The 20956-nt window shown below is 70.5% G+C and carries 20 protein-coding genes; 7 read left to right on the forward strand and 13 right to left on the reverse strand.

Features of this window, described 5'->3' with window-relative positions:
• Positions 1 to 23: 23 nt before the first annotated feature.
• The 3 genes from ACAZ03_RS14370 to ACAZ03_RS14380 form a co-directional block, all read right to left on the reverse strand.
• Positions 24 to 1133 (reverse strand): DUF2235 domain-containing protein, encoded by a 1110-nt coding sequence (locus ACAZ03_RS14370; RefSeq protein WP_373354653.1) that lies wholly within the window; start codon positions 1131 to 1133, stop codon positions 24 to 26.
• Complete coding sequence (locus ACAZ03_RS14375; protein WP_373354654.1) at positions 1120 to 3414, reverse strand: xanthine dehydrogenase family protein molybdopterin-binding subunit; 2295 nt, start codon at positions 3412 to 3414, stop codon at positions 1120 to 1122. The genes ACAZ03_RS14370 and ACAZ03_RS14375 overlap by 14 nt, the downstream gene beginning before the upstream one ends.
• A gap of 97 nt (positions 3415 to 3511) precedes the next feature.
• Positions 3512 to 4636: a type III PLP-dependent enzyme gene (locus ACAZ03_RS14380; RefSeq protein ID WP_373354656.1), complete on the reverse strand. Its 1125-nt coding sequence runs from the start codon at positions 4634 to 4636 to the stop codon at positions 3512 to 3514.
• Positions 4637 to 4765: 129 nt separating this feature from the next.
• On the opposite strand from ACAZ03_RS14380, the gene ACAZ03_RS14385 reads away from it, so the two are divergent.
• Entirely contained in the window at positions 4766 to 5206 is a 441-nt protein-coding gene (locus ACAZ03_RS14385; RefSeq protein WP_373354657.1) for an Lrp/AsnC family transcriptional regulator, read from the forward strand.
• Positions 5207 to 5255: 49 nt separating this feature from the next.
• Here the strand turns inward: ACAZ03_RS14385 and ACAZ03_RS14390 are convergent, their stop codons facing one another.
• From ACAZ03_RS14390 to ACAZ03_RS14400, 3 genes are all read right to left on the reverse strand, one after another.
• On the reverse strand, positions 5256 to 6542 hold the full coding sequence (locus ACAZ03_RS14390) for a homoserine dehydrogenase (RefSeq protein WP_373354659.1): 1287 nt from the start codon (positions 6540 to 6542) through the stop codon (positions 5256 to 5258).
• A 30-nt stretch (positions 6543 to 6572) separates the two neighbouring features.
• On the reverse strand, positions 6573 to 6842 hold the full coding sequence (locus ACAZ03_RS14395) for a hypothetical protein (protein ID WP_373354661.1): 270 nt from the start codon (positions 6840 to 6842) through the stop codon (positions 6573 to 6575).
• A gap of 379 nt (positions 6843 to 7221) precedes the next feature.
• On the reverse strand, positions 7222 to 8187 hold the full coding sequence (locus ACAZ03_RS14400) for a zinc ABC transporter substrate-binding protein (protein WP_373354663.1): 966 nt from the start codon (positions 8185 to 8187) through the stop codon (positions 7222 to 7224).
• 83 nt (positions 8188 to 8270) lie between these two features.
• On the opposite strand from ACAZ03_RS14400, the gene ACAZ03_RS14405 reads away from it, so the two are divergent.
• Genes ACAZ03_RS14405 through ACAZ03_RS14415 form a run of 3 tightly spaced genes read left to right on the forward strand, consistent with a single transcriptional unit; the run spans position 8271 to position 10287 of the window.
• Positions 8271 to 8744 (forward strand): transcriptional repressor, encoded by a 474-nt coding sequence (locus tag ACAZ03_RS14405; protein ID WP_373354664.1) that lies wholly within the window; start codon positions 8271 to 8273, stop codon positions 8742 to 8744.
• Positions 8741 to 9505 (forward strand): ATP-binding cassette domain-containing protein, encoded by a 765-nt coding sequence (locus ACAZ03_RS14410; RefSeq protein WP_373354666.1) that lies wholly within the window; start codon positions 8741 to 8743, stop codon positions 9503 to 9505. The genes ACAZ03_RS14405 and ACAZ03_RS14410 overlap by 4 nt, the downstream gene beginning before the upstream one ends.
• On the forward strand, positions 9505 to 10287 hold the full coding sequence (locus ACAZ03_RS14415; protein WP_373354667.1) for a metal ABC transporter permease: 783 nt from the start codon (positions 9505 to 9507) through the stop codon (positions 10285 to 10287). Before ACAZ03_RS14410 ends, ACAZ03_RS14415 begins: the two co-directional genes overlap by 1 nt.
• Positions 10288 to 10622: 335 nt before the next feature.
• On the opposite strand, the gene ACAZ03_RS14420 is transcribed toward ACAZ03_RS14415, so the two are convergent.
• A complete protein-coding gene (locus ACAZ03_RS14420; RefSeq protein WP_373354669.1) occupies positions 10623 to 11876 on the reverse strand; it encodes an MGH1-like glycoside hydrolase domain-containing protein in 1254 nt (417 codons plus the stop codon).
• A 167-nt stretch (positions 11877 to 12043) separates the two neighbouring features.
• Between ACAZ03_RS14420 and ACAZ03_RS14425 the strand changes: the two genes are divergently transcribed.
• Positions 12044 to 12655: a CDP-alcohol phosphatidyltransferase family protein gene (locus tag ACAZ03_RS14425; RefSeq protein WP_373354670.1), complete on the forward strand. Its 612-nt coding sequence runs from the start codon at positions 12044 to 12046 to the stop codon at positions 12653 to 12655.
• A gap of 119 nt (positions 12656 to 12774) precedes the next feature.
• Positions 12775 to 13494 carry a sugar transferase gene (locus ACAZ03_RS14430; RefSeq protein WP_373354671.1) on the forward strand — a complete coding sequence of 240 codons (720 nt, stop codon included), beginning with the start codon at positions 12775 to 12777 and terminating at the stop codon, positions 13492 to 13494.
• Positions 13495 to 13787: 293 nt separating this feature from the next.
• Here ACAZ03_RS14430 and metF read toward each other — a convergent pair whose 3' ends face one another.
• Positions 13788 to 14648 (reverse strand): methylenetetrahydrofolate reductase [NAD(P)H], encoded by an 861-nt coding sequence (gene metF, locus ACAZ03_RS14435; RefSeq protein ID WP_373354672.1) that lies wholly within the window; start codon positions 14646 to 14648, stop codon positions 13788 to 13790.
• Between the two features lie 98 nt (positions 14649 to 14746).
• On the opposite strand from metF, the gene ACAZ03_RS14440 reads away from it, so the two are divergent.
• Entirely contained in the window at positions 14747 to 15652 is a 906-nt protein-coding gene (locus ACAZ03_RS14440) for a LysR family transcriptional regulator (RefSeq protein WP_373357087.1), read from the forward strand.
• A gap of 38 nt (positions 15653 to 15690) precedes the next feature.
• Here ACAZ03_RS14440 and ACAZ03_RS14445 read toward each other — a convergent pair whose 3' ends face one another.
• From ACAZ03_RS14445 to ACAZ03_RS14465, 5 genes are read right to left on the reverse strand one after another with little or no spacing between them, the layout of a single operon-like run.
• The gene (locus tag ACAZ03_RS14445; RefSeq protein ID WP_373354674.1) at positions 15691 to 16521 is read right to left on the reverse strand and encodes a purine-nucleoside phosphorylase; all 831 of its coding nucleotides are present in this window, start codon (positions 16519 to 16521) and stop codon (positions 15691 to 15693) included.
• Between the two features lie 39 nt (positions 16522 to 16560).
• Positions 16561 to 17532 (reverse strand): ABC transporter permease, encoded by a 972-nt coding sequence (locus tag ACAZ03_RS14450; RefSeq protein ID WP_373354676.1) that lies wholly within the window; start codon positions 17530 to 17532, stop codon positions 16561 to 16563.
• A gap of 4 nt (positions 17533 to 17536) precedes the next feature.
• The gene (locus ACAZ03_RS14455) at positions 17537 to 18175 is read right to left on the reverse strand and encodes a LysE family translocator (protein ID WP_373354678.1); all 639 of its coding nucleotides are present in this window, start codon (positions 18173 to 18175) and stop codon (positions 17537 to 17539) included.
• Complete coding sequence (locus ACAZ03_RS14460) at positions 18172 to 19293, reverse strand: ABC transporter permease (RefSeq protein WP_373354679.1); 1122 nt, start codon at positions 19291 to 19293, stop codon at positions 18172 to 18174. Before ACAZ03_RS14460 ends, ACAZ03_RS14455 begins: the two co-directional genes overlap by 4 nt.
• 1 nt (position 19294) lies before the next feature.
• Complete coding sequence (locus tag ACAZ03_RS14465) at positions 19295 to 20899, reverse strand: ABC transporter ATP-binding protein (RefSeq protein WP_373354681.1); 1605 nt, start codon at positions 20897 to 20899, stop codon at positions 19295 to 19297.
• Between the last annotated feature and the right edge of the window lie 57 nt (positions 20900 to 20956).

The raw sequence follows: 20956 nt of genomic DNA on the forward strand, positions 1-20956 counted from the left end.
CGGAGGGGTGCCGCCCTGGCGCGCTATTCGCCCGGCGGCGCCACGAGGCCGGCCGGAGCGCGGGCGCGGCGGCCGGGCGGCGCAGGCACCGCATGGGCGGTCGGGTGCAGATGCTCCGAGGGGCCGGTGAGGGCCACGCGGCGGCGCCGGTGGAGGAGCAGCTTGCTCCACCCCTGCCAGGTGCCGAGCGAGGGCGCCGCCGGATCCGTCGGAAAGCGCGCCTCATAGCCCTCCGGCAGGGGAACGCCGTGATGCGCCAGCTTCTCGAGCATCCACAGGAGCGGGATATTGGCGAGCGGCCGCGCGGCGTCGAACCCGTCGAGCTGACCGCCGATGTCGCCATGCGTGCCGCGGAACCACATCTGCTCCAGATGCCCCTGCCACGCCGGATCCTCGGGGAAGAGCACGGGGTGAAAGGCCTCGCGGGTCTCGTCCAGCGCCAGCGCGTGCCAGGCGTTGCGGATATGCGGGGCGAGCCCGACGCGGTGATAGGCCTGCGGATCGCCCGCGGCGCTGCGGAGCCCCGGCAGCCCCGTGCCCAGAGCCTTCACGCAATCCCAGGCGGCCAGCGCCTCGATCTGCACGCTCTCGTGGCAATGATGCGCGCGGAAGGCCGCCGCCGCCTCGCTCGACGCGCCGGCGCGATAATGGCGGAAGGCCTGGCGGATGTTGCGCACATTGGCGGCGTCCATCCGCAGGAGCCCGACGCTGCCGATCATCCCCGCAAGCGAGCGGATGGCGAAACCGCCGCGCGAGAAGCCGACGAGCACGATGCGGTCGCCGGGGCGGAAGCGGCTGGCCAGCACGCCATAGGCCCGGGCGATCTGCCGCTCGATGCCGCGGCCCGTCAGCACATCCCAGGTGGAGCGCCAGGTCGGCCACTGGATGCCGGCGGAATACCAGGCGGTGACGGCGGCGGAGGCACCGGCGCCCGCCACCGCCTCGCGGATCAGCTTGAAGGTGATGCCGGCATGGGTCTCGCGCCCCTCGCGCAGCGAGGAAAGCGTGCCGTCGAGCACGATGACATGGCAGGTCCGTGCGCGCACGCCCTGGGCGACGCGGCCGGGGCTGCGCGTCTCGGCGGTGCGGGCGCCGCGTTGGAAGATCCGGCGCAGGCCATCAAGCAGCGGCAACCCTTCTCTCCTCGATCGCCCGCCAGACCTTTTCCGGCGTGAAGGGCATGGCGATGTCGCGCACGCCGAGCGGCCAGAGCGCATCCAGCACCGCGTTGGAAATCGCCGCCAGCGCGCCGACCGTGCCGGCCTCGCCGCAGCCCTTCATGCCCATGGCATTGTTGGTCGACGGCGTGCCCTCGTGGTGGAAGGCGATCATCGGCAGATCCTCGGCGCGCGGCATGGCGTAATCCATGAAGGAGGCGCTGAGGAGCTGGCCGTCGGCATCGTAGACCATCCGCTCGCGGAGCGCCTGGCCGAGCCCCTGCGCCACGCCACCATGCACCTGCCCCTCGGCCAGCATCGGGTTGATGAGCACGCCGAAATCGTCGGTGACGGTGTAGCGGACGACCTCGACCACCCCGGTCTCGGGGTCGATCTCGATCTCGGTCAGATGCGCGCCATTGGGGAAGGACATGCTCTTGAGCTGGCCTTTGTGGGTCTGCTTCAGAAGATCGTCGCGCCCGGCCTCGCGGGCCAGCTCGGCCACCTCGAGCATGGTGGGCGAGAGGTTCGAGCCCGCCACGCGGAAGCGTTCGTCATCGAAGGAGACATCGCCCGCATCCACGCCCTCGCGCTCGGCGAGGAAAGCGGCGAAGCTCTCCACGATGCCGTCGCGCGCCGCGAGCGTCGCGGTGTTCTGCATGGTGACGGAGCGCGAGCCGCCCGTGCCGCCGCCCCAGGAGATCACGTCGCTGTCGCCCTGGATGACGCGGATCTTCGCCATCGGGATGCCCGTCTGGTCAGACAGGAACTTGGCGAATACCGTCTCATGCCCCTGTCCGTTCGACTGGGTGCCGACATGCAGCTCGACGTCGCTCTCGCCGAAGACCACGGTGGCGAACTCCTTTTTGTCGCCGAGGATAGACTCGATGTAATAACAAAGCCCGAGGCCCCGGAGTTTCCCGGCCTTCTCGGATTCTGCGCGCCGGCCCGCGAAGCCGGCGATATCCGCCTCCGCCTCGGCCCGGGTAAGGACCTTGGCGAAATTGCCGATGTCGTAGGTGACGCCGGTGGCGGAGGTGTAGGGGAACTTGTCGGGCGCGATGAAGTTGCGGCGGCGGAGCTCGAGCGGGTCGATGCCGAGCCGCCGGGCGGCATGGCCCATGGCGTGCTCGAGAACGAAGATCGCCTCCGGCCGGCCGGCGCCGCGATAGGCCTCGACGGGGGCGGAGTTGGTGTAGATGCCCTTCACCTTCAGTAGCGCGTGGGCAATGTCATAGGTACCGGGCATGACCTTGGCGAAGAGCTCCGACTGGATGAACTGCCCGTAGCTGGCGTTGTAGGCGCCGAGGTTCGAGACGGTCTCGACCTTGTAGGCGGTGATCTTGCCGCCCTCGTCGAAGCCCAGCGTGGCGGTCGAGACGAGGTCACGCCCGCCATTGTCGGCCAGGAAGGCCTCCGACCGGTCGGACATCCAGTGCACCGGCCGGCCGAGGAGCTTCGTGGCCGCCGCGACGCAGATATATTCGGGATAGGTGTTCGCCTTCATGCCGAAGCCGCCGCCGACATCGGGATTGGTGACGCGCAGCACCTCCGTCTCGATACCGAGGCAGCCGGCCACCTCGTCGCGCGTGCCCCAGACGCCCTGGCCGTTGACGCAAAGATGCATCCGGCCCTCGCCCATCGGCTCGGCGAAGCAGCCACGCGGCTCCATCGGGGCGGCGGTGACGCGGTTGTCGGGGATCTCGACCGTCACCACTTGCGCGGAGCCGGCGAGCGCCGCCTCGACCGCCGCCTCGTCGCCGAGCGACCAGTCATAGGCCAGGTTGTCCGGCGCCTCGGGGTGGATCGCCTCGCCGCCTTGGGTCTGGCCGACCCAGACGGGCAGGTCCTCGACATCGAGCGAGATCATCTCGACCGCATCGCGGGCGGCGGCGGGGCTGTCGGCGACGACGACGGCCACCACCTCGCCGATGAAGCGCACGCGATCCTCGGCGAGCACCGGGCGGCGCGGCGCGGCGGCCTCGCCCTCGTCGAGCTCGAGGAGGTCGAAATCCATGGCATTGGTGAAGCCGGCGGCGGTGTAGCTGTCGGCGGTCATGACCAGCGCGACGCCCTCCGCCTCTTCCGCCATCGAGGTATCGAGCTCGGTGATCTGGCCGTGCCCGACGGGCGCGCGCAGGAAGGCGGCATAGAGCGTGCCTTCGGGCGCGATGTCATCGACGTAGCGGCCCTTGCCGGTCAGGAAGCGCTGGTCCTCGACGCGGGCGACGGGCTGGCTCTTGCCGAATTTTTCCATTGTCGGGCCTCCGGTTGGCGGGCCGGCAGGGGGCCGGCGCTTCGGGAGGCAGCCTATCCTCGCGGCGGCGCTTGTCCAGCGCTCGCCGCGGCGGATCTCAGGTCAAAGACGCGACGCTCACCTCGTCCCAGGTGCCATAGCCGTTGAAGGCGGTGTTCACCCCGAAGAGATAGGCCCCCATGGCCGAGAACAGGAGCCAGTCGCCCTCTTCCACATCGGCGGGCAGGTCGGGCTCGCCGGGCAGCCGGTCGAGGCTGTCGCAGGTGGGGCCCCAAAGCCGGTGCTGCGCGCCGGTATCGCTCATCTCGCGCCCGTCATGCGGGATGACCTCGAAGGCGGAGAGGCCGAGATGCGGGAATTCGCTGAGCCCGCCGTAGATGCCGTCGTTCAGGATGGCATCGCCGAGGTCGAGCGACTTGATGCGCACGGCATAGGCGAAAGCATCGGCGACGAGGCCGCGGCCGGGCTCGCAGACGAGCCGGGCACCGGGGAAGCGCGGCGCGAACTCCGCGATGGTGGCGAAGATCGGCGCCAGGTCGACCGGCGTGCCATTCCGGGCCGAAGGGAAGCCACCGCCGACATTGACGGAGGCGAGGCGGATGCCGGTTTCCTCCACCAGCCGCGCGGCCTCCTCCAGATAGGCGGCCCAAGCGGAGGGCTCGTCGCATTGCGTGCCCACGTGGAAGGTGATCGACACGCGACGCCCCTCGGCGGCAGCGCGGCGCAAGAGCTTCGCCGCCACATCCGGCCCCGCGCCGAACTTGGCCGAGAAGGCATAGGCGGCGCCCTCGACGGGCAGGTCGAGCCGGACGGCGAACTCGGCCTCGCGCGGCAGGTCGGCGGCGAGCAGCTTGTCGAGCTCGCCCGGCCGGTCGACGGCATAGGAGGCGACGCCGGCCTCGCGGGCCATGGCGATCTCACCGGGGCTGCGGACGGGATTGTGGTAATGGAGCTTGGCGCCGGGCGCGAGGCGGCTGACGAGCGCGATCTCGGCCGGGGAGGCGACGTCGAAGGCCGCCATGCCACCGGCATGAAGCTGGGTGATGACGCTTTCCGCCGGGTTGGACTTCACGGCGAAGGTCACCTCGCCGGGGAAGCCCTCGCGGAAGGCGCGGTGCTTGGCCTCGAGCGCCGCGGGGCAGAAGAACTGCACCGGTTGCTCGCCGCCGCGCGACATCAGCCAGTCCTGCGGCCTGTCGGCCAGAATCGTCCGCTCGAGCATCTGCCTCTTTCCTCGCTGCCTGCCTGTTCGGCGATGGCGGTTAACATATGGCTAATCGCCGCCAGATCGACGCGTCTGCCTGCTCGAATCGCTTCCGATTCTCGGCGCTTCGCCGTTAATGTCGGCGCAATGACCAATCTTGATGACAAAGACCGCGCCCTGATCGCCGTTCTGGCGGAAAACGCCCGGCTGCCCGTCGCCGCGCTCGCCAAGAAGCTCGGCCTTGCGCGCACCACCGTGCAGGCCCGGCTCGACCGGCTGGAGCGGCAGGGCGTCATCGCCGGCTACACGCTCCGCCTCGGCGACGGGGCGCTGCCGGGGGAGATTCATGCGACCGTGCTGATCGCCATCACCCCCGCCGCCCAGGGCGCCGTGCTGACGGGCCTCAGGAAGCTGACGGCGGTGGAGCGGGTCTTCACCACGGCGGGGCGGTTCGACTTCTGCTGCCAGCTCCGGGTGGCGACGCCGCTGAAGCTCGACGAGGCGCTCGACGAGATCGGCGAGATCGACGGCGTGGTGACGCTGGAATCGCTCATCCATCTCTCGACGCGGATCGACCGGGCCCTCTGAGCCCTGAGGAACTCGCGGGCGGAAACCACATGGTTTCCGCGCTCCGACGTCAGACGTTCTCGATGCGGATCGCGACCGGCGTGCCTTCCAGAACCCCGGTATCCGAGAAGGCGGCCACGGCCTCGTCGAGCGCACTGCGGGTCGTCTTGTGGGTGACGATCAGCACGGGCGCCACGCCCTCCTGATGGCCGTACTGGCGCATCCGGTCGATCGAGATGCCGGCCTCGCCGAGGCAGGCGGCGATCTTGGCGAGCGCCCCCGGCTTGTCGGCCAGCGCCATGCGCAGGTAGTAGGGTGCCGGCACCGCGGCGCGGGCGGCCCGCACCTTCCTGAGCGAGGCGGCCGGCTGCCCGAAGGCCGGCAGGCGGAAGCCGCGCGCCACGTCAATGATGTCGCCGAGCACGGCCGAGGCGGTAGGCCCGGCCCCCGCGCCAGCGCCCCGGAGCACGATCTGCCCCACGGCATCGCCCTCGATCACCACCATGTTGGTGCCGCCGTCCAACTGGCCGAGCGGCGAGGTGTCGGGCACCAGGCAGGGCGACATGCGCTGCTCGAGCCCCCGGCCGGTCATCTGCGCGACGCCGAGAAGCTTGATCTTGTAGCCCATATCCGCCGCCTGGCGGATGTCCTCCAGCGTGATCGACTGGATGCCCTCGAGCTCCACCGCATCGAAATCGACGGCGGTGCCGAAGGCGATGGCGGCGAGGAGGCTGAGCTTGTGGCCGGCGTCGATGCCGCCGACATCGAGGTTCGGATCGGCCTCGAGATAGCCGAGCCGGGCGCATTCCTCGAAGAGGGCATTATAGCCCTGCCCCGTCTCCTCCATCTTGGTGAGGATGTAGTTGCAGGTGCCGTTCATGACCCCGAGGACACGGCGAATCTCGTTGCCGGCGAGCCCCTCCGTCAGCGCCTTGATGACCGGGATACCGCCCGCGACGGCCGCCTCGAAGCGCAGCGCGACGCCGGCCTCCTCCGCCGCCGCGGCGATGGCATTGCCGTGATGGGCAAGGAGCGCCTTGTTCGCGGTCACCACATGGTGGCCGGCCTTGAGCGCGGCCTCCGTCGCCTCCCGCGCGGCGCCCTCATGGCCGCCCATGACCTCGACGAAGAGGTCGATGTCGGGGCGCTTGGCCAGCGCGACCGGATCGTCCTCCCAGGCGTAGGCGGAGAGATCGGCGCCACGGTCCTTGTCCTTCGACCGGGCAGAGACGGCGGCGATCTCGACGGGGCGCCCGGCGCGGGCGGCGATCATTTCGGGATGCGTCTGCAGGATGCGGACCAGCCCGATGCCGACGGTGCCGAGACCGGCGATGGCGATGCGGAAGGGGGCGGTCATGTCATCCTCGCGAGCAGCTGCCGGAGCGGGTTATCGCGTCGGGGGCTGCGGTTCAACGGCCAGCGCGGCGGCATCGGCGCGCCGGGCGCGGATCGCGGCGGCACGGGCGGCGAGCGCGGCGGCCTCGGCGGAGAGCCCGGGGCCCGGGTCCGCGGCCGGCGGCGCGTCGGCCTCGGCGAGAAGCGGGCCGAGCGGCGTGAGCTCGGTGGCCGGAAGCTGTGACAGATCGGGCGCGGGGCCTGGCAGCTCCGGCGGAGCGGCGCAAGCGGCGAGAAGCAGAAGGGCGGCGAGGTGGCGCATGGGGGAAGAGGTAGCGGGGCGGTGGCGGGGAGTCTACGGCGCGCCGGGGGGCTGGGGGGTACGCGGACGGGACTTGCAAGGCGTAGGGTGGGTTTACAACCCACCGTGGCGCAACGCATGTGCTGTGCCCCCGCCCGGAACGCGCCGAAGGCGCAGGGCGAGCGCCGGCCCGTCCCGCGGGCTGGCGCTCTGGTGAGGCTTGGCATGAGCTCGGAGCGAGGACGGAGTTGCACCATAAAGCGCGCCGTCTCACCGGCAGGAGCGCCACCCCCCGGGCCGGCGCTCGCCCTGCGCGGCGCCGTGGCGCCCGGATGCCACGAATTCCGTATCGGAATTCGTGCACGGAAATCGCACGATTTCCGCGGCCCGGCGCCGCCCGTCAGCCCTCCAGGCAGCCGGCTATCCCCTCCGCCAGGTCGAGGATCAGCGCCGGATAGAGCCCCGCGCCCGGCTCCAGATCGCCGCCGAGCGGGTCGAGCACGGCGGTGCCGGCCTCCGTTCCGTCGAGCAGGGTCTCGGCGAGGCCAGGGTCGAAGGCGGGCTCGGTGAAGACGCAGGCGATGCCGCCCTCCGTCACCTCCGCCCGGAGCGCCGCCAGACGCGCCGGCCCGGGCGCCGCGCCGTCGCCGAGCGAGATCGCGCCGGCATCGGCGAGGGCGAAGGCCTCGGTGTAATAGCCATAGGCATCGTGGAAGGTGACGAAGCGCGCGCCCGCCACCGGGGCGAGCCGGGCACGGGCCACCTCGGTGGCCTCCGCGATGGCGGCGGCACCGGCGGCGGCATTGGCGCGGTAGGTCGCCTCGTTTTCGGGGTCGAGGGCGGAGAGGCTGTCGGCGATGGCCTCGAGCCAGACCGCGCCGTTCTGCGGCGCCAGCCAGGCATGGGGGTCGGTGCCCTCGTGGTGGTGCCCGTGGTCGTCGTCGTCGTCGTGCGCGCCGTGGTCTTCGTGCTCGTCGTGCTCCTCGTGATCCTCCTCATGGTCGTCGTCATGGCCCTCCTCATGCGCCTCCTCGGCGAAGGCCCTGAGCGTGGTGCCCTCGGCGGCGAGCAGCGGCAGCGACACCGCGCCAGCCCCGAGCGAGTCCAGCGCCCGGCCGAGGCCGGGCGTCAGCTCCGGCCCGACCCAGACCACCAGATCCGCGCGCTCCAGCGCCGCCGCCTCGGAGGGGCGGAGCGCGTGGTCATGCGGACTGGCACCGGGGGGCAGCACCTGCACCGGCGCGCCGAGCTCCCCCATCACCTGCGCCACCAGCGACTGGACGGGCGCGATGTCGGTGGCCACCTGGGGAACCTCCGCCAGGGCGGGCGCGGCGAGCAGGGCGAGGGCGGAGGGGAGGAGGCGCATGGCAGGTCCTGTTATGTTATAACGATCCGGCGCACTTGTTAGCCCCGCTGTTACATTATATCAACCCCTCGAAAGGGGGCCTAATGACACTCGGCTTCGAGACGCATGATCACCGCGGCTGCATCCGCGAGGGCGTGGCCCAGGCGGAGGAGACCTGCCTGTCCGAGGGCCTGCAGTTCACGCCGCACCGCCGGCGGGTGCTGGAGATCCTGCTGGCCGAACACCGGGCGCTCGGCGCCTACGAGATCCTGGACCAGCTCCGCGAGGAGGGCCTCGCCGCCCAGCCCCCCGTCGCCTACCGGGCGCTCGATTTCCTCGTGAAGCACGGCTTTGCCCACCGGATCGAGCGGCTGAACGCCTTCATCGCCTGCACCCATATGGACGAGGCCCATACGCCCGCCTTCCTCATCTGCCGGGGCTGCAAATCGGTGGCGGAGGCGACGGCCGAGCTCTCCCGCGGGCGGCTCGGGCAGGTGGCGGGCGAGGCGGGCTTCGAGATCGAGCGCGTGGTGGTGGAGGCCGAGGGGCTCTGCCCGGCCTGTCAGGCGTCGGCATGAGCCTCGTCGCCCTCAGGGACGTCAGCCTCGCGCGGGGCGGCCAGCCGGTGCTGGAGCGGGTGACGCTCGCCATCGAGGCCGGCGAGATCGTGACGCTGGTCGGCCCCAACGGCTCAGGCAAGACGACGCTGCTGAAGCTGGTGATCGGCGCGCTGAAACCCGACACGGGGGTGGTGGAGCGGGCGCCCGGCCTGCGCATCGGCTATGTGCCGCAGAAGCTGCATATCGAGCCGGCGCTGCCGATGACCGCCCGCCGCTTCCTCTCCCTCCCCGCGCCGGTCGGCCGGGCGGAGGCCGCGGCGGCGCTGGAGGAGGCGGGCGTCGCCCATCTGGCGGCGCGGCAGATGACCGAGCTCTCGGGCGGGCAGGCCCAGCGCGTGATGCTGGCCCGGGCGCTGATCGGGCGCCCGCAGCTCCTCATCCTCGACGAGCCGACGCAGGGGCTCGACCAGCAGGGCGCCGCCGCCTTCTACCGCCAGATCGAGACGGTGCGGCAGCGGCTCGGCTGCGGGATCCTCCTCGTCAGCCACGACCTGCATGTGGTCATGGCCGCAACCGACCGGGTGATCTGCCTCAATGGCCATGTCTGCTGCGAGGGCGCGCCGGAGCATGTGGCGAGCGCGCCGGAATACCGGGCGCTCTTCGGCACCGGCACGGGCGGCGCGCTGGCGCTCTACCGGCACGAGCATGACCACGGGCATGAGGGCGGGCACGGGGGCGCCCATGGCCACATGCATGAACACGGGGACGGGGCCGCCTGATGCTCGACAGCTTCCTGATGCGCGCCGCCCTCGCGGGGCTCGGCGTGGCGCTGGTGACGGCGCCGCTCGGCTGCTTCGTCGTCTGGCGGCGGATGGCCTATTTCGGCCATGCGACGGCCCATGCCTCGGTGCTGGGCGTGGCGCTGGGGCTGGCGCTCTCGATCTCGGTCGTCTGGGGGGCGCTGGCGGTGGCGCTGGTGATGGGCGGGCTCGTCGCCTGGCTCGGCCGCCGCGGCCATTCGAGCGACGCCGCCATCGGCGTCATCAGCCATGCGGCGCTGGCCTTCGGGTTGGTGGCGGTGGCCCTGACCCCGGGCCTGAGGGGAGACCTCACCGCCTGGCTCTTCGGCGACATCCTCGCGGTGACGCGGGGAGACCTCGCGGTGATCTGGGGCAGCGCGGCGGCGGTCGTGGCGCTCCTCGCCTGGCGCTGGCGGCGGCTCCTGACGGCAACGCTGGGAGACGACCTCGCCCGCGCGGCGGGCATCGACCCGCGGCGGGAGGAGCTGGTGCTCGTCCTCGCGCTCGCCGTCGTGGTGGCCGTGGCACTGAAGGTCGTGGGCGCACTCCTCATCAGTGCCTTGCTGGTGATCCCGGCGGCGGCGGCCCGGCCCCTGGCGCGGACGCCGGAGGCGATGGCCGCCGTGGCGGCGGCGATCGGCGTGACCTCGGCGCTCGGCGGGCTCTGGGTCGCCTTCCTCCTCGACACGCCGGCGGGGCCGAGCATCGTCTGCCTGTCGTCAGTGATCTTCGCCGTGACGAGCTTCGTGCCCCGGCGGTGAGGGGCGGTGGGGTGAGGCCCCGCCTGGCCCCCTGGCTTAGGGTGGGTTTTCAACCCACCTTGGCGTGTCGTGAGGGGTCTCCCTCGTCTTGTTCGTCGGAACGTCCGAACGGTGCCCCCGCCCGATACGCGCCGGAACGGCGCAGGGCGAGCGCCGGCCCGTCCCGCGGGTCGGCGCTCCGGTGAGGCCTGGCCCGGCCTCTGGACGGGGGATCGGTTGCACCATAAAGCGCGCCGTCTCACCGGCAGGAGCGCCAACCCACGGGCCGGCGCTCGCCCCGCGCGGCACCGGTTTGCCCGGTTGATGGGACAGCGGCGGGGTGCCACCCCACCCCCCTAAAGCCGCCCCCGCGCATGCGGCCCGGCCCAGGCCAGCCAGATCGCCGCCGTCCAGGTGAAGGACTTGCCGCCCGCCGGCGCCCCGTCGAGGGGCGAGAAATATTCGTAGAACCCGTGCTCGGCGATCAGCCGCTGGGTGTCGCGCCTCAGCTTCGCTGCCAGCAAGGTATGCCCCATCTCCGCCAGCCCCAGGCCGATCATGGCGTTCAGCACCGCCCAGATCGGCCCCCGCCAGTAACGCAGCGCATCGAAGCGCCGCCGCCGCGGGTCGAGCGAGGCGACGCCGAAGGCCGTCCGGTCGAGGATATCGGTCAGGAGTTGCAGGAGCCCCTCGTTCTCCACCCCCGCATACCAGGCGAGGAAGGAGGCCGAGCCCGGCGCGCCGGAGAACGCACCCGTCCGCAGATCGAGCGAATCGTAGAAGCCCTCGGGGTTCCAGTGCCGGGCCACCCCGGCCTCCAGCACCTTGATCCAGCCCTCGATCTCGCCCGTGTAATGGTCGAGCTCGGCGGCGATGTGCAGAAGGTCGCGGCAGGCGCGCAGAAGCATGAAGGTCATGCCCACATCCGCCACGCGGAAAGGGCCGTCCTTCGCGATCACCGCCTCGTCCCAGTTCGCGCCCCGGCTGAACTGGACGATGGCGAGATAGCGGTCGCAATCCTCCTTCGAGGGCCGCATCGCGGCATCGACATGCGCCGTGTCGCAGCGCGTGTACTCGCCGACATTCGAGCCGTCGACATTCTCCAGCGCCGCGTCCCAGTCGGCCGCATTGTCGCGCCCCGATTCCCAAGGGTGGGTGATGGCGACCATGCCCTCCTCCACCCGGTGGGTCATGAACCAGCGGTGCCAGGAAACGAGCCGGCCGTAGACCAGCTCCATATGCACCCGGCCGTAATGCTTGTCGGCCTCGTAGACCGAGCGGATCAGCGTCGCCGCCACCGGCGGCTGGGTGATGCCCGAGGTATGCGGCACCCGCGGCACCTGCCAGACATCGGGCCCCGGGAAGTACCCGTCCGCCCGCTTGTGGAAGATGATGTGCGGGACCATGCCGTTGTCCCACTGGCCGGTGAAGAGCGTGTGGATCTCGAACCAGGCGCGCTTCACGTCGAAGGTCGAGAAGCCCCAGGCGGCGAAGCAGCTGTCCCAGTTCCACTGGTAGGGATAGAGCCCGGCGGTCGGCACCGTGTAGCCGCCCCGGTCGTTGCCGCGCAGGATCCGCCGTGCCTGCCTGTCGATCTTGTCCGCATCCATCCCCCGATCCTTGGCCCGGAGCCCGCCCGCAGGGCAAGCCCGGGGCGGGCCGGGGGGCGCCCTGATGCCCCCCGCCCGGTAGGTTTGCGCGATTTCGCGGCAGCCCCTGTCGCCCGGGCGGGCTTTGCGCTTATGAGGGCGGGTGCCGCCCCCCGAAGGCCAAGGACATGTTCGACGCCGCCCTCCGCCGCCTGATCGACCCGCCCCTGGGCCGCGCCGGCCGCCGCCTCGCCGCCGCCGGCTGGACGGCGAATGCCATGACCGGCGCCGGCCTCGCCGCCGGTCTGATCTCCGCCGCGCTCATCGCTCTCGGGCTCGAGGCGCTGGCGCTGATCCCCTTCGCCGCCCGATGCCTCGCCGACGGGCTCGACGGCGCCATCGCCCGGGCGGCGGACCGAAAGACGGCGCTCGGCGGCTATCTCGACATCTCGGCGGATTTCCTCTTCTACGGCGCCGTGCCGCTCGGCTTCGTCCTCGCCGACCCCTCGGGCCGTGGCGCCGCCGGCGCCTTCCTCCTCGCCAGCTTCTATTTCAACGGCGCCACCTTCCTCGGCTATGCCGTCCTCGCCGAGCGCCGGGGGCTTCAGACCTCGGCCCAGGGCGAGAAGACGCTCTACTACTCGAACGGCCTCCTCGAGGGCGGCGAGACGCTGGCCTTCTTCACGCTCATCATCCTCTTTCCGCCCATCTTCGCGCCGATGGCCTGGGCCTTCGGGCTTGCCTGTTTCCTTACGGGCACATTACGGCTGGTTGCGGCGGCGCGGCGCTTCCGGGGCTGACAAGACGGCGCCGATCGGATAGCCAAGTCCAAACAGGCTTGGCTGCCAGACCGCTCCGGGGGCTTCTTGGGGGTCGGCCGGCGCCGCACCAAGACCCGGAAGTGAGGGAAAGCGCGTCAATGTCGCAAGTTTCGGAGGCCGCGCTTCCTGTCGATCGCAGCCGCGGCCTCGAGCTCTGGCGCCGCCCTGCCTCCCGCAGCCGCTCCCGCGATCCGCGCCCCGTCACCCCCGCCAAGCGGCTGATGGACATCGTCTTCGCGCTCCTGCTCTTCGCGCTGCTCTGGCCGGTGATGCTGGTCTTCGCGTTGGTGCTGCTGCTCGCCGAGGGCCGGCCGCTCTTCTTCATCTCCGAGCGGATGCGGACGCCGACGCAGAGCTTCCGGCTCATCAAGATGCGCACCATGCGCACCGATCCCAAGAGCGCCGAAGGCGTGACCGGCGGTGACAAGGCGCGGCGCATCTCGAAGCTGCAGCGCTTCGTCCGCCGCACAAGGATCGACGAGCTGCCGCAATTGTGGAACGTGATCCGCGGCGACATCTCGCTGGTCGGGCCGCGCCCGCCGCTGCGCAAATATGTCGAGAGCTTTCCCGAGATCTACGGCGAGGTCCTGAAAAGCCGCCCCGGCATCACCGGCCTCGCGACGATCGTCTACTACCCGACGGAGGAAAAGCTCCTCGCCGCCTGCAAGACGCCGCCGGAATCGGACCGCGTCTACCGGACGCGCTGCATCCCCCGAAAGGCGCGGCTCGATCTGATCTACCAGAAGAACCGCACGATCTGGATGGATCTCTGGCTGATCGGCCGCACGGCCATGACCCCCTTCCGTCGCAAGGGCTGAGCCTCCGCCAGACGCGGCCCCGGCCGCCCGCCCTCCGGCCCCGCCACGTCCCCACTCACCCATGTCTTTGCTCCCGGGCATCCTCCGGGGGGAGTCGCCAAAGGCGACGGGGGGCAGACAGCCCCCCGGTCCCCAATCTCAACCTGGACAGACGCCGCCGCAGGAGCCCCAAAATTCTTCGCAGAAGAATTTTGCCCCCGGTCGCGCCCCACCCAAAATTCTTCGTAGAAGAATTTTGGGCCTCACCCGTCCCCGCGCCCTCCTCCCGTGGCGGCGCGGAGACGGCCGGGCCCTCAGGCAACCTGCTGGAGTGCAGGCCGGGGCACGAGGCCGAGCGCGTGACAGATGTCGCGGCTCATCTCGGGCTTGTTGAGCGTGTAGAAATGCAGCGCCTCCGCGCCGCCGGCGACCAGCGCCTCGCAGAGCTCCGTCGCCAGCGCGGTCGCCAGCAGATCGCTCGCCCCCGCGGCCTCGGCATTTTCGAAGGCGCGGGCAATGTCATCGGGGATATGCGCCCCGCAGGCGGCGGCGAAGCGGCGGGCGCCGGACCAGTTCTCCACCGGCAGGATGCCGGGCACGATGGGCTTGTCGATCCCCGCCGCCGCGCAGGCATCGCGAAAGCGGAAGAAGGTCTCCGCCTCGAAGAAGAACTGCGTGATCGCCTCGTCGGCCCCGGCATCGAGCTTGCGCTTCAGCCAGTCGATGTCGGCCGCGCCGCTCGCCGCCTCGGGATGCGCCTCGGGATAGGCGCCGACCCGCAGCCGGAAGCGCCCGGTTTCCGCCAGCGCCTCGATCAGCTCGACGGAGGAGCCGAAGCCCTCGGGATGCGGCCGGAAGGCACCGGAGCCCTTCGGCGGGTCGCCTCTGAGGGCCACGATGTCGGTGATGCCGGCCTCGGCATAGGCCTCCGCCACCGCCAGCGTCTCCTCCCGGCTCGCCTCGACGCAGGTCAGGTGCGCGGCGGCGCGCAGGCCCGTGGTGCGGTGGATCGCCGTCACCGCTTCATGGGTGAGCTGCCGGGTGGTGCCGCCGGCGCCGTACGTCACGGAGACGAAATCTGGCGCCAGCGGCTGAAGCACCTGCACGCAATGCCATAGGCGAAACGAACCCTCGATGTTCTTCGGCGGGAAGAATTCGAAACTGATACGCGGCATGAGGCAGGACTCCATTCGGGAACGGCTCCTTGTGCCAGCCCGGCGTCCGTGAGACAAACTCATAACTTTCACCACAATCATGAGCCGTGTTCATGGCGATGCATATCGAGTTCCGTCACCTGCGCACCATCCGCGCCATCCACCAGACGGGCGGGCTCGCCCGGGCGGCCGATCAGCTCGGCATGACGCAGAGCGCGCTATCCCATCAGATCAAGGGGATCGAGGATCAGGCGGGGGTCGAGCTCTTCGTGCGGCGCTCGAAGCCGCTCCGGCTCTCCGCGGCCGGCATGAAGCTCCTCGCCGCGGCCGAGGACATCCTGCCCCGCATGGCGGCCCTCGAGGAGGAATTCGCCGGCCTCGTCTCCGGCAAGGCCGGGCGGCTCCATATCGCCATCGAGTGCCATGCCTGTTTCGAATGGCTGCTGCCGGTCCTGGAAGCGTTCCGCAAAACCTGGCCCGACGTGGACGTCGACATCCGCCCCGGGCTCGCCTTCGAGGCGCTGCCGGCGCTCCGGCGGGAGGAGGTCGACCTCGTCGTCTCCTCCGATCCCGAGGTGCTCCCCGGCGTCGAGTTCGCGCCGCTCTTCGATTACGAGCCGGTCTTCCTCTGCGCCGCCGGGCATCCGCTGGCGTCCAAGAGCTTCGTCGAGGCGGAGGATTTCCGCGGCGAGACGCTGATCACCTATCCGGTGGATCGCGCCCGGCTCGACATCTTCAGCCAGCTCCTGACGCCCGCAAAGGTCGAGCCCGCCGCCGTGCGGCAGGTGGAGCTGACGGCGATGATCCTGCTTCTGGTCGCCTCCGGCCGCGGCGTCGCGGTGCTGCCAGACTGGGTCGTGCGCCAGCTCAAGGGCTCGAGCGACCTCGTGACCAAGCCGGTCACAAAGGGCGGCCTCACCCGCCGGCTCTATGCCGCGGTGCGGGAGGAGGAGGCGGGGCTACCTTACGTCGCCCATGTGATCCGCCTCGCCCGGCAGGAGGCCGTGAAGCTGCAACGCGGCTGATGGCGCGAAACGGCCCGGCAGGGCCGGTGAGCAGAGCCCTAGCCGAGCGCCGGCAGCGCCGCGCGCAGCACGGTCTCGAGCTTCGCCGCCCCGACCGGCGCCATGGCCTTCGTGTGCTCGTGGCTGATCTTCTCGTCGCTCATGCCCGCGGCCATGTTGGTGATGGCAGAAATTGCCGCCACCTTCAGGCCGAGGAACCGCGCGAGGATCACCTCGGGCACCGTCGACATGCCGACGGCATCGGCGCCGAGCGTGCGGATCGCCTTGATCTCCGCCGGCGTCTCGAAGGAGGGGCCGGAATACCAAGCATAGGTGCCGCGGTGCATCTCCGTCCCCGTCTTCCGCGCCGCCTCGAACAGCGCGACGCGAAGCGCCGGATCATAAGCATCCGTCATCGGCACGAACCGCGCGTCGCTCGGCTCGCCGATCAGCGGATTGAGGCCCGAGAAGTTGATATGGTCGTTGAGCGCCATGATCGAGCCCGTCGGCATGTCGGGCCTAAGCGAGCCGGCGGCATTCGTCAGCACCAGCGTCTTCGCGCCGAGCGCCGTCAGCACCTCGAGCGGCAGGCGCATCGCCCTGGGATCGCCCTTCTCGTAGTAATGCGCCCGCCCGCCGAGCACGGCGACGCGCATGCCTTCCAGCGTGCCAATCACCAGCTCGGGCACATGGCCCGAGACCCCGGCATGGGGAAAGCCCGGCAGCTCGGAATAGGGGATCCGCGGGCCGTCGACGGCCTCCGCCAGATGGCCGAGGCCGGAGCCGAGGACGAGCCCGATGCGCACGCCCTCCCGCCCGCCGATCTGGCGGCGGATCTGGGCGGCGAGGTCCTTGGCGGGTTGCGAAATGGCGCTGGCGGGCAGGTTCATGGATGGGGTTCTTCCTTGCGGCGCGAGGGGGTCCGCCCCTCAGCGCTCCTTCACATAGGGCTCGCCCCCGGCGCGGGGCGGGATCGCCTTGCCGACGAAGCCGGCGAGGATGACGACCGTCATGATATAGGGCAGCGCCGAGAGGAACTGGCCCTGCACCCGCATGCCGATCACCGCCTGGATGACGTCCGGCCGCAGCTCCAGCGCCTGCAAAAAGCCGAAGAGCAGGCAGGCCATCAGCGCATACCAGGGCCGCCATTTGGCGAAAATGAGCGCGGCGAGGGCGATATAGCCCCGCCCGGCGGTCATGTCCTTGATGAAGCCGGCCGCCGGCTCGGCGGTGGCGAGCTGGGCGCCGGCGATGCCGGTGAGCACGCCGCAGATGACGATGGCCGAGTAGCGCAGGCCGCGGACGGAGATGCCGGCGGTATCGACCGCCGCCGGGTTCTCGCCGACGGCGCGCAGGCGCAGGCCGTAGCGCGTCCGGTAGAGCACCCACCAGGAGAGCGGCACGATGAGGAAGGCGATATAGACGAGGATCGTATGGCCCGAGATCAGCTCGTAATAGATCGGCCCGATCACCGGCACGTCCCGCAGCGCCTCGGCCCCCGGAAGGGTGATGGAGGCAAAGCGCGAGCCGGTGCCGAGCTGCGGCGTCCGCCCGCCCTGGCCGAACCAGCTCTGCGCGATGACGACCGTCAGGCCTTGGGCGAAGAAGTTGATGGCGACGCCCGAGATGAGCTGATTGCCGCGGAAGGTGATCGAGGCGAGCCCGTGGATCGCCGAGAGCAGCAGCGAGGCGCCGATGCCGGCGAGAAGGCCGATCCAGACCGATCCGGTGATGGCGGCGATCGCGGCGGCGAGGAAGGCCCCGCCCAGCATCTTGCCCTCGAGCCCGATGTCGAAGATCCCCGCCCGCTCCGAGAAGAGCCCGGCGAGGCAGGCGAGGAGCAGGGGCGTCGCGAGCCGCACCGTGGCGTCGAGCACCGTCAGGAGTGTCAGGAGGTCCATAAGCTCAGCTCCGGGCCAGGGCCATCTTGAGGGCGGCGAAGGCGAAGAAGGCGCCGAGCGCGCCCTCGATCCGCCGGCGGAAACGGCCGTAGAGCACGCGCACCGGGCTGGACGACAGCGCCAGCGCCCAGGCGCCGTGGATCACGAAGGAGATCGCGAAGGCCCCGGCGAGGAAGGCGGCATGGGTCAGGGCCCCGCCACCGGCCGTCGCGCCGACGGCGGCGATGGCCAGCCAGAAGACGATGGCCTTGGGATTGGTGACCTGCAGAAGGAAGCCCGTCGACCAGAGCGCCCCCGCGCTGCGGATCGGCTGCGGCGCGGCCTCCGGCACGGCGGCACCGGAGCGCGCCTTGCGGAAGGCGCCCCAGGCCAGCCAGAGCAGGTAGCCGGCGCCGAGGAGGCGCAGCAGCGTCATCGCCCAGGCCGCCTCGGCAAGGAGGAGGCCGACGCCCACCATGGTCGCCGCGTTGATGACGACCGATCCGCAGGCGATGCCGGTGGCCGTCAGCAGCGCCGCGCGCCGCCCCTGCCCCAGGCCGATGCCGAGCAGCAGCGCCACCGCCGGCCCCGGGCTCGCGGCCGCGACGACGAGGATCGCATAGGCCGCGGCGAAGAGCGGCAGGTGCTGGACGAGATCGCTCATTCTGCCGGCTCCAGTTTCGTCTCGGGCTTCGGCGGGCGGCGCAGGGCCATCCAGATCTTCTCGATCGGCATCCGCACCATGTTGTCGAGCGCCCCGGTGAAGAGGATCACCAGCGCCTGGATGACAACGATCATCTCGCGGGGGATCGAGGTCCAGAGCGCCAGCTCTGCGCCGCCCTGGTAGAGGAAGCCGAAAAGCAGCGCGGCGAGGAAGATGCCGAACGGATGCGACCGCCCCATCAGCGCCACGGCGATGCCGATGAAGCCGGCGCCCTCGACGGCGTTCAGCACGAGCCGCTCGCTGTAGCCCATGACGTTGTTGATCGCCATGCAGCCCGCAAGCCCGCCGGAGATCAGCATGGTCACCATGATGATCTTCGTGGGACTGATGCCCGCGTATTTGGCGCCGCTCTCGGAAAAGCCGAAGGCGCGGATCTGGTAGCCGAGCCGCGTCCGCCAGATCAGCGCCCAGACGCCGACGCAGGCGGCGAGCGCCACGAAGAAGCTGACATTCGCCGGCGTGCCGCGGAAGCGGATGGTCTCTTCGCTCGAGAACATCGTGCGGAAGTCCGGCAGATGCGCGGTCTCGGGGAAGAGCCCGGTGGCCGGCTCGGAAGAGCCCATGGGCTTCAGCACGTTGACGAGCAGATAGACCAGCAGCGCATTGGCGATGAAGTTGAACATGATCGTCGTGATGACGATGTGGCTGCCCCGCCGCGCCTGCAGGAAGGCCGGGATCGCCGCCCAGGCGGCCCCGAAGAGCGCCCCGGCGCAGATCGCGACGAGAAGCGCCACCGACCAGTGCGGGAAGGGCAGGTAGAGGCAGGCCAGCGCGACGCCGAGCCCGCCGAGCCCGGCCTGGCCCTCGGCGCCAATGTTGAAGAGCCGCGCATGGTTGGCCACGCCCACGGCGAGGCCGGTGAAGATGAAGTTCGTCGCGTAATAGAGCGTGTAGCCCCAGCCGTAGGTGGAACCCACGGCGCCAGTGACCATCAGCTTCAGCGCCTCCCAGGGGTTCTCGCCGATGGCCAGGATCACGATGGCCGAGAAGAGCGCCGCCAGCAGCAGCGAGAAGAGCGGCACAAGCACGACATCGGCCCAGGCGGGGATGCGGGTCATCTCAGGTCTCCTTCGCCGCGCTGCCGCTGCGGCGGGCGAGGGCGGCCTCGACCTCGGCGGCGGAATGCGGGGAATCGGTGTCGGTGATGCCGGCCATGAGCAGGCCGAGCTCGCCGGCATCCGTCTCGTCCGGCTTGCGCTCGCCCATGATCCGGCCGTCGAACATCACGGCGATCCGGTCGGAGAGCGACATGATCTCGTCGAGCTCCACCGAGACGAGGAGGATCGCCTTGCCGCGGTCGCGGAGGGCCACGATCTGCTGGTGGATGAACTCGATGGCGCCGATATCGACGCCGCGCGTCGGCTGGCCGACGAGGAGGAGGTCGGGGTCGCGCTCGATCTCGCGGGCGACGACGATCTTCTGCTGGTTGCCGCCGGAGAAGCTCTTCGCGAGCAGCATCGGGTCCGGCGGGCGGACGTCGAACTTCTCCATCTTCGCGGCGCAATCGGCGCGGATGGCGCTGTTCTTCATGAAGAGCGCATTGGCCTGGTACTTGTGGTCGTGGTGGTAGCCGAAGGCCACGTTCTCCCACGCCGTGTAATCCATGATGAGGCCCTCGGCCTGCCGGTCTTCGGGCACATGGGCGATGCCCCGGGCCCGGCGCGACTGGCCGTCGGACTTCGACCCGGTGAGGTCGATCTCCTTGCCGTTCAGCTTCACCTCGCCGGTGGCGGCGCGGTAGCCGCCGAGCACCTCGAGCAGCTCCGACTGGCCGTTGCCGGCCACCCCGGCGAGCCCGAGGATCTCGCCCGCGCGGATGTCGAAATCGATGCCGCGGATCCGCTCGACGCCCTGCTCGTCGACGACGCGAAGGCCGCGGACCTCCAGCACCTTGTCGCCGAGCTTCGCGGGCTTCTTTTCGACGCGCAGCAGCACCTTGCGGCCGACCATGAGCTCGGCGAGCTCGGGCGGCGAGGTCTCTGCCGTCGTCACGGTCGCCACCATCTCGCCGCGCCGCATGACGCTCACCTCGTCGGTGATGTCCATGATCTCGCGCAGCTTGTGGGTGATGAGGATGATGGTCTTCCCCTCTTCCTTGAGCCGGGCGAGGATGCGGAAGAGCTGGTCCGCCTCCGCCGGGGTCAGCACCCCGGTCGGCTCGTCGAGGATGAGGATGTCGCAGCCGCGATAGAGCGCCTTCAGGATCTCGACCCGCTGCTGCATGCCGACGCCGATTTCCTCGATCACCGCATCGGGATCGACGGACAGCTCGTATTCATCCGCCAGCGCCTTCAGCTCCTTGCGGGCGCGGGCGAGGCTGGGGCGCAGCATGGCGCTGTCCTCGGCGCCAAGGACGATGTTCTCCAGAACGGTGAAGTTCTCGACGAGCTTGAAATGCTGGAAGACCATGCCGATGCCGGCGGCGATGGCCGCCTGGCTGTCGGGGATCTCGACGGGCTTGCCGCCGATGAAGATCTCCCCCGCATCGGCCTTGTAGAAGCCGTAGAGGATCGACATGAGCGTCGACTTGCCGGCGCCGTTCTCGCCGATAATCCCGTGGATCGTGCCGGGCCGAACGCGGATCGAGATGTCCTTGTTGGCCTTAACCGGCCCGAAGGACTTCGAGATGCCCTTCAGCTCGATGGCGGCTGCCGCCTCTGCCATGCCCCCTGCCCCCTTCTGCCGGGCCGCGCCGGTCCCCCGGCGCGGCCCGTTTGTCAT

Origin of the sequence: Pseudoroseicyclus sp. CXY001, assembly GCF_041714655.1 — a bacterium.
In the GTDB taxonomy this organism is placed as follows: domain Bacteria; phylum Pseudomonadota; class Alphaproteobacteria; order Rhodobacterales; family Rhodobacteraceae; genus Pseudoroseicyclus_A.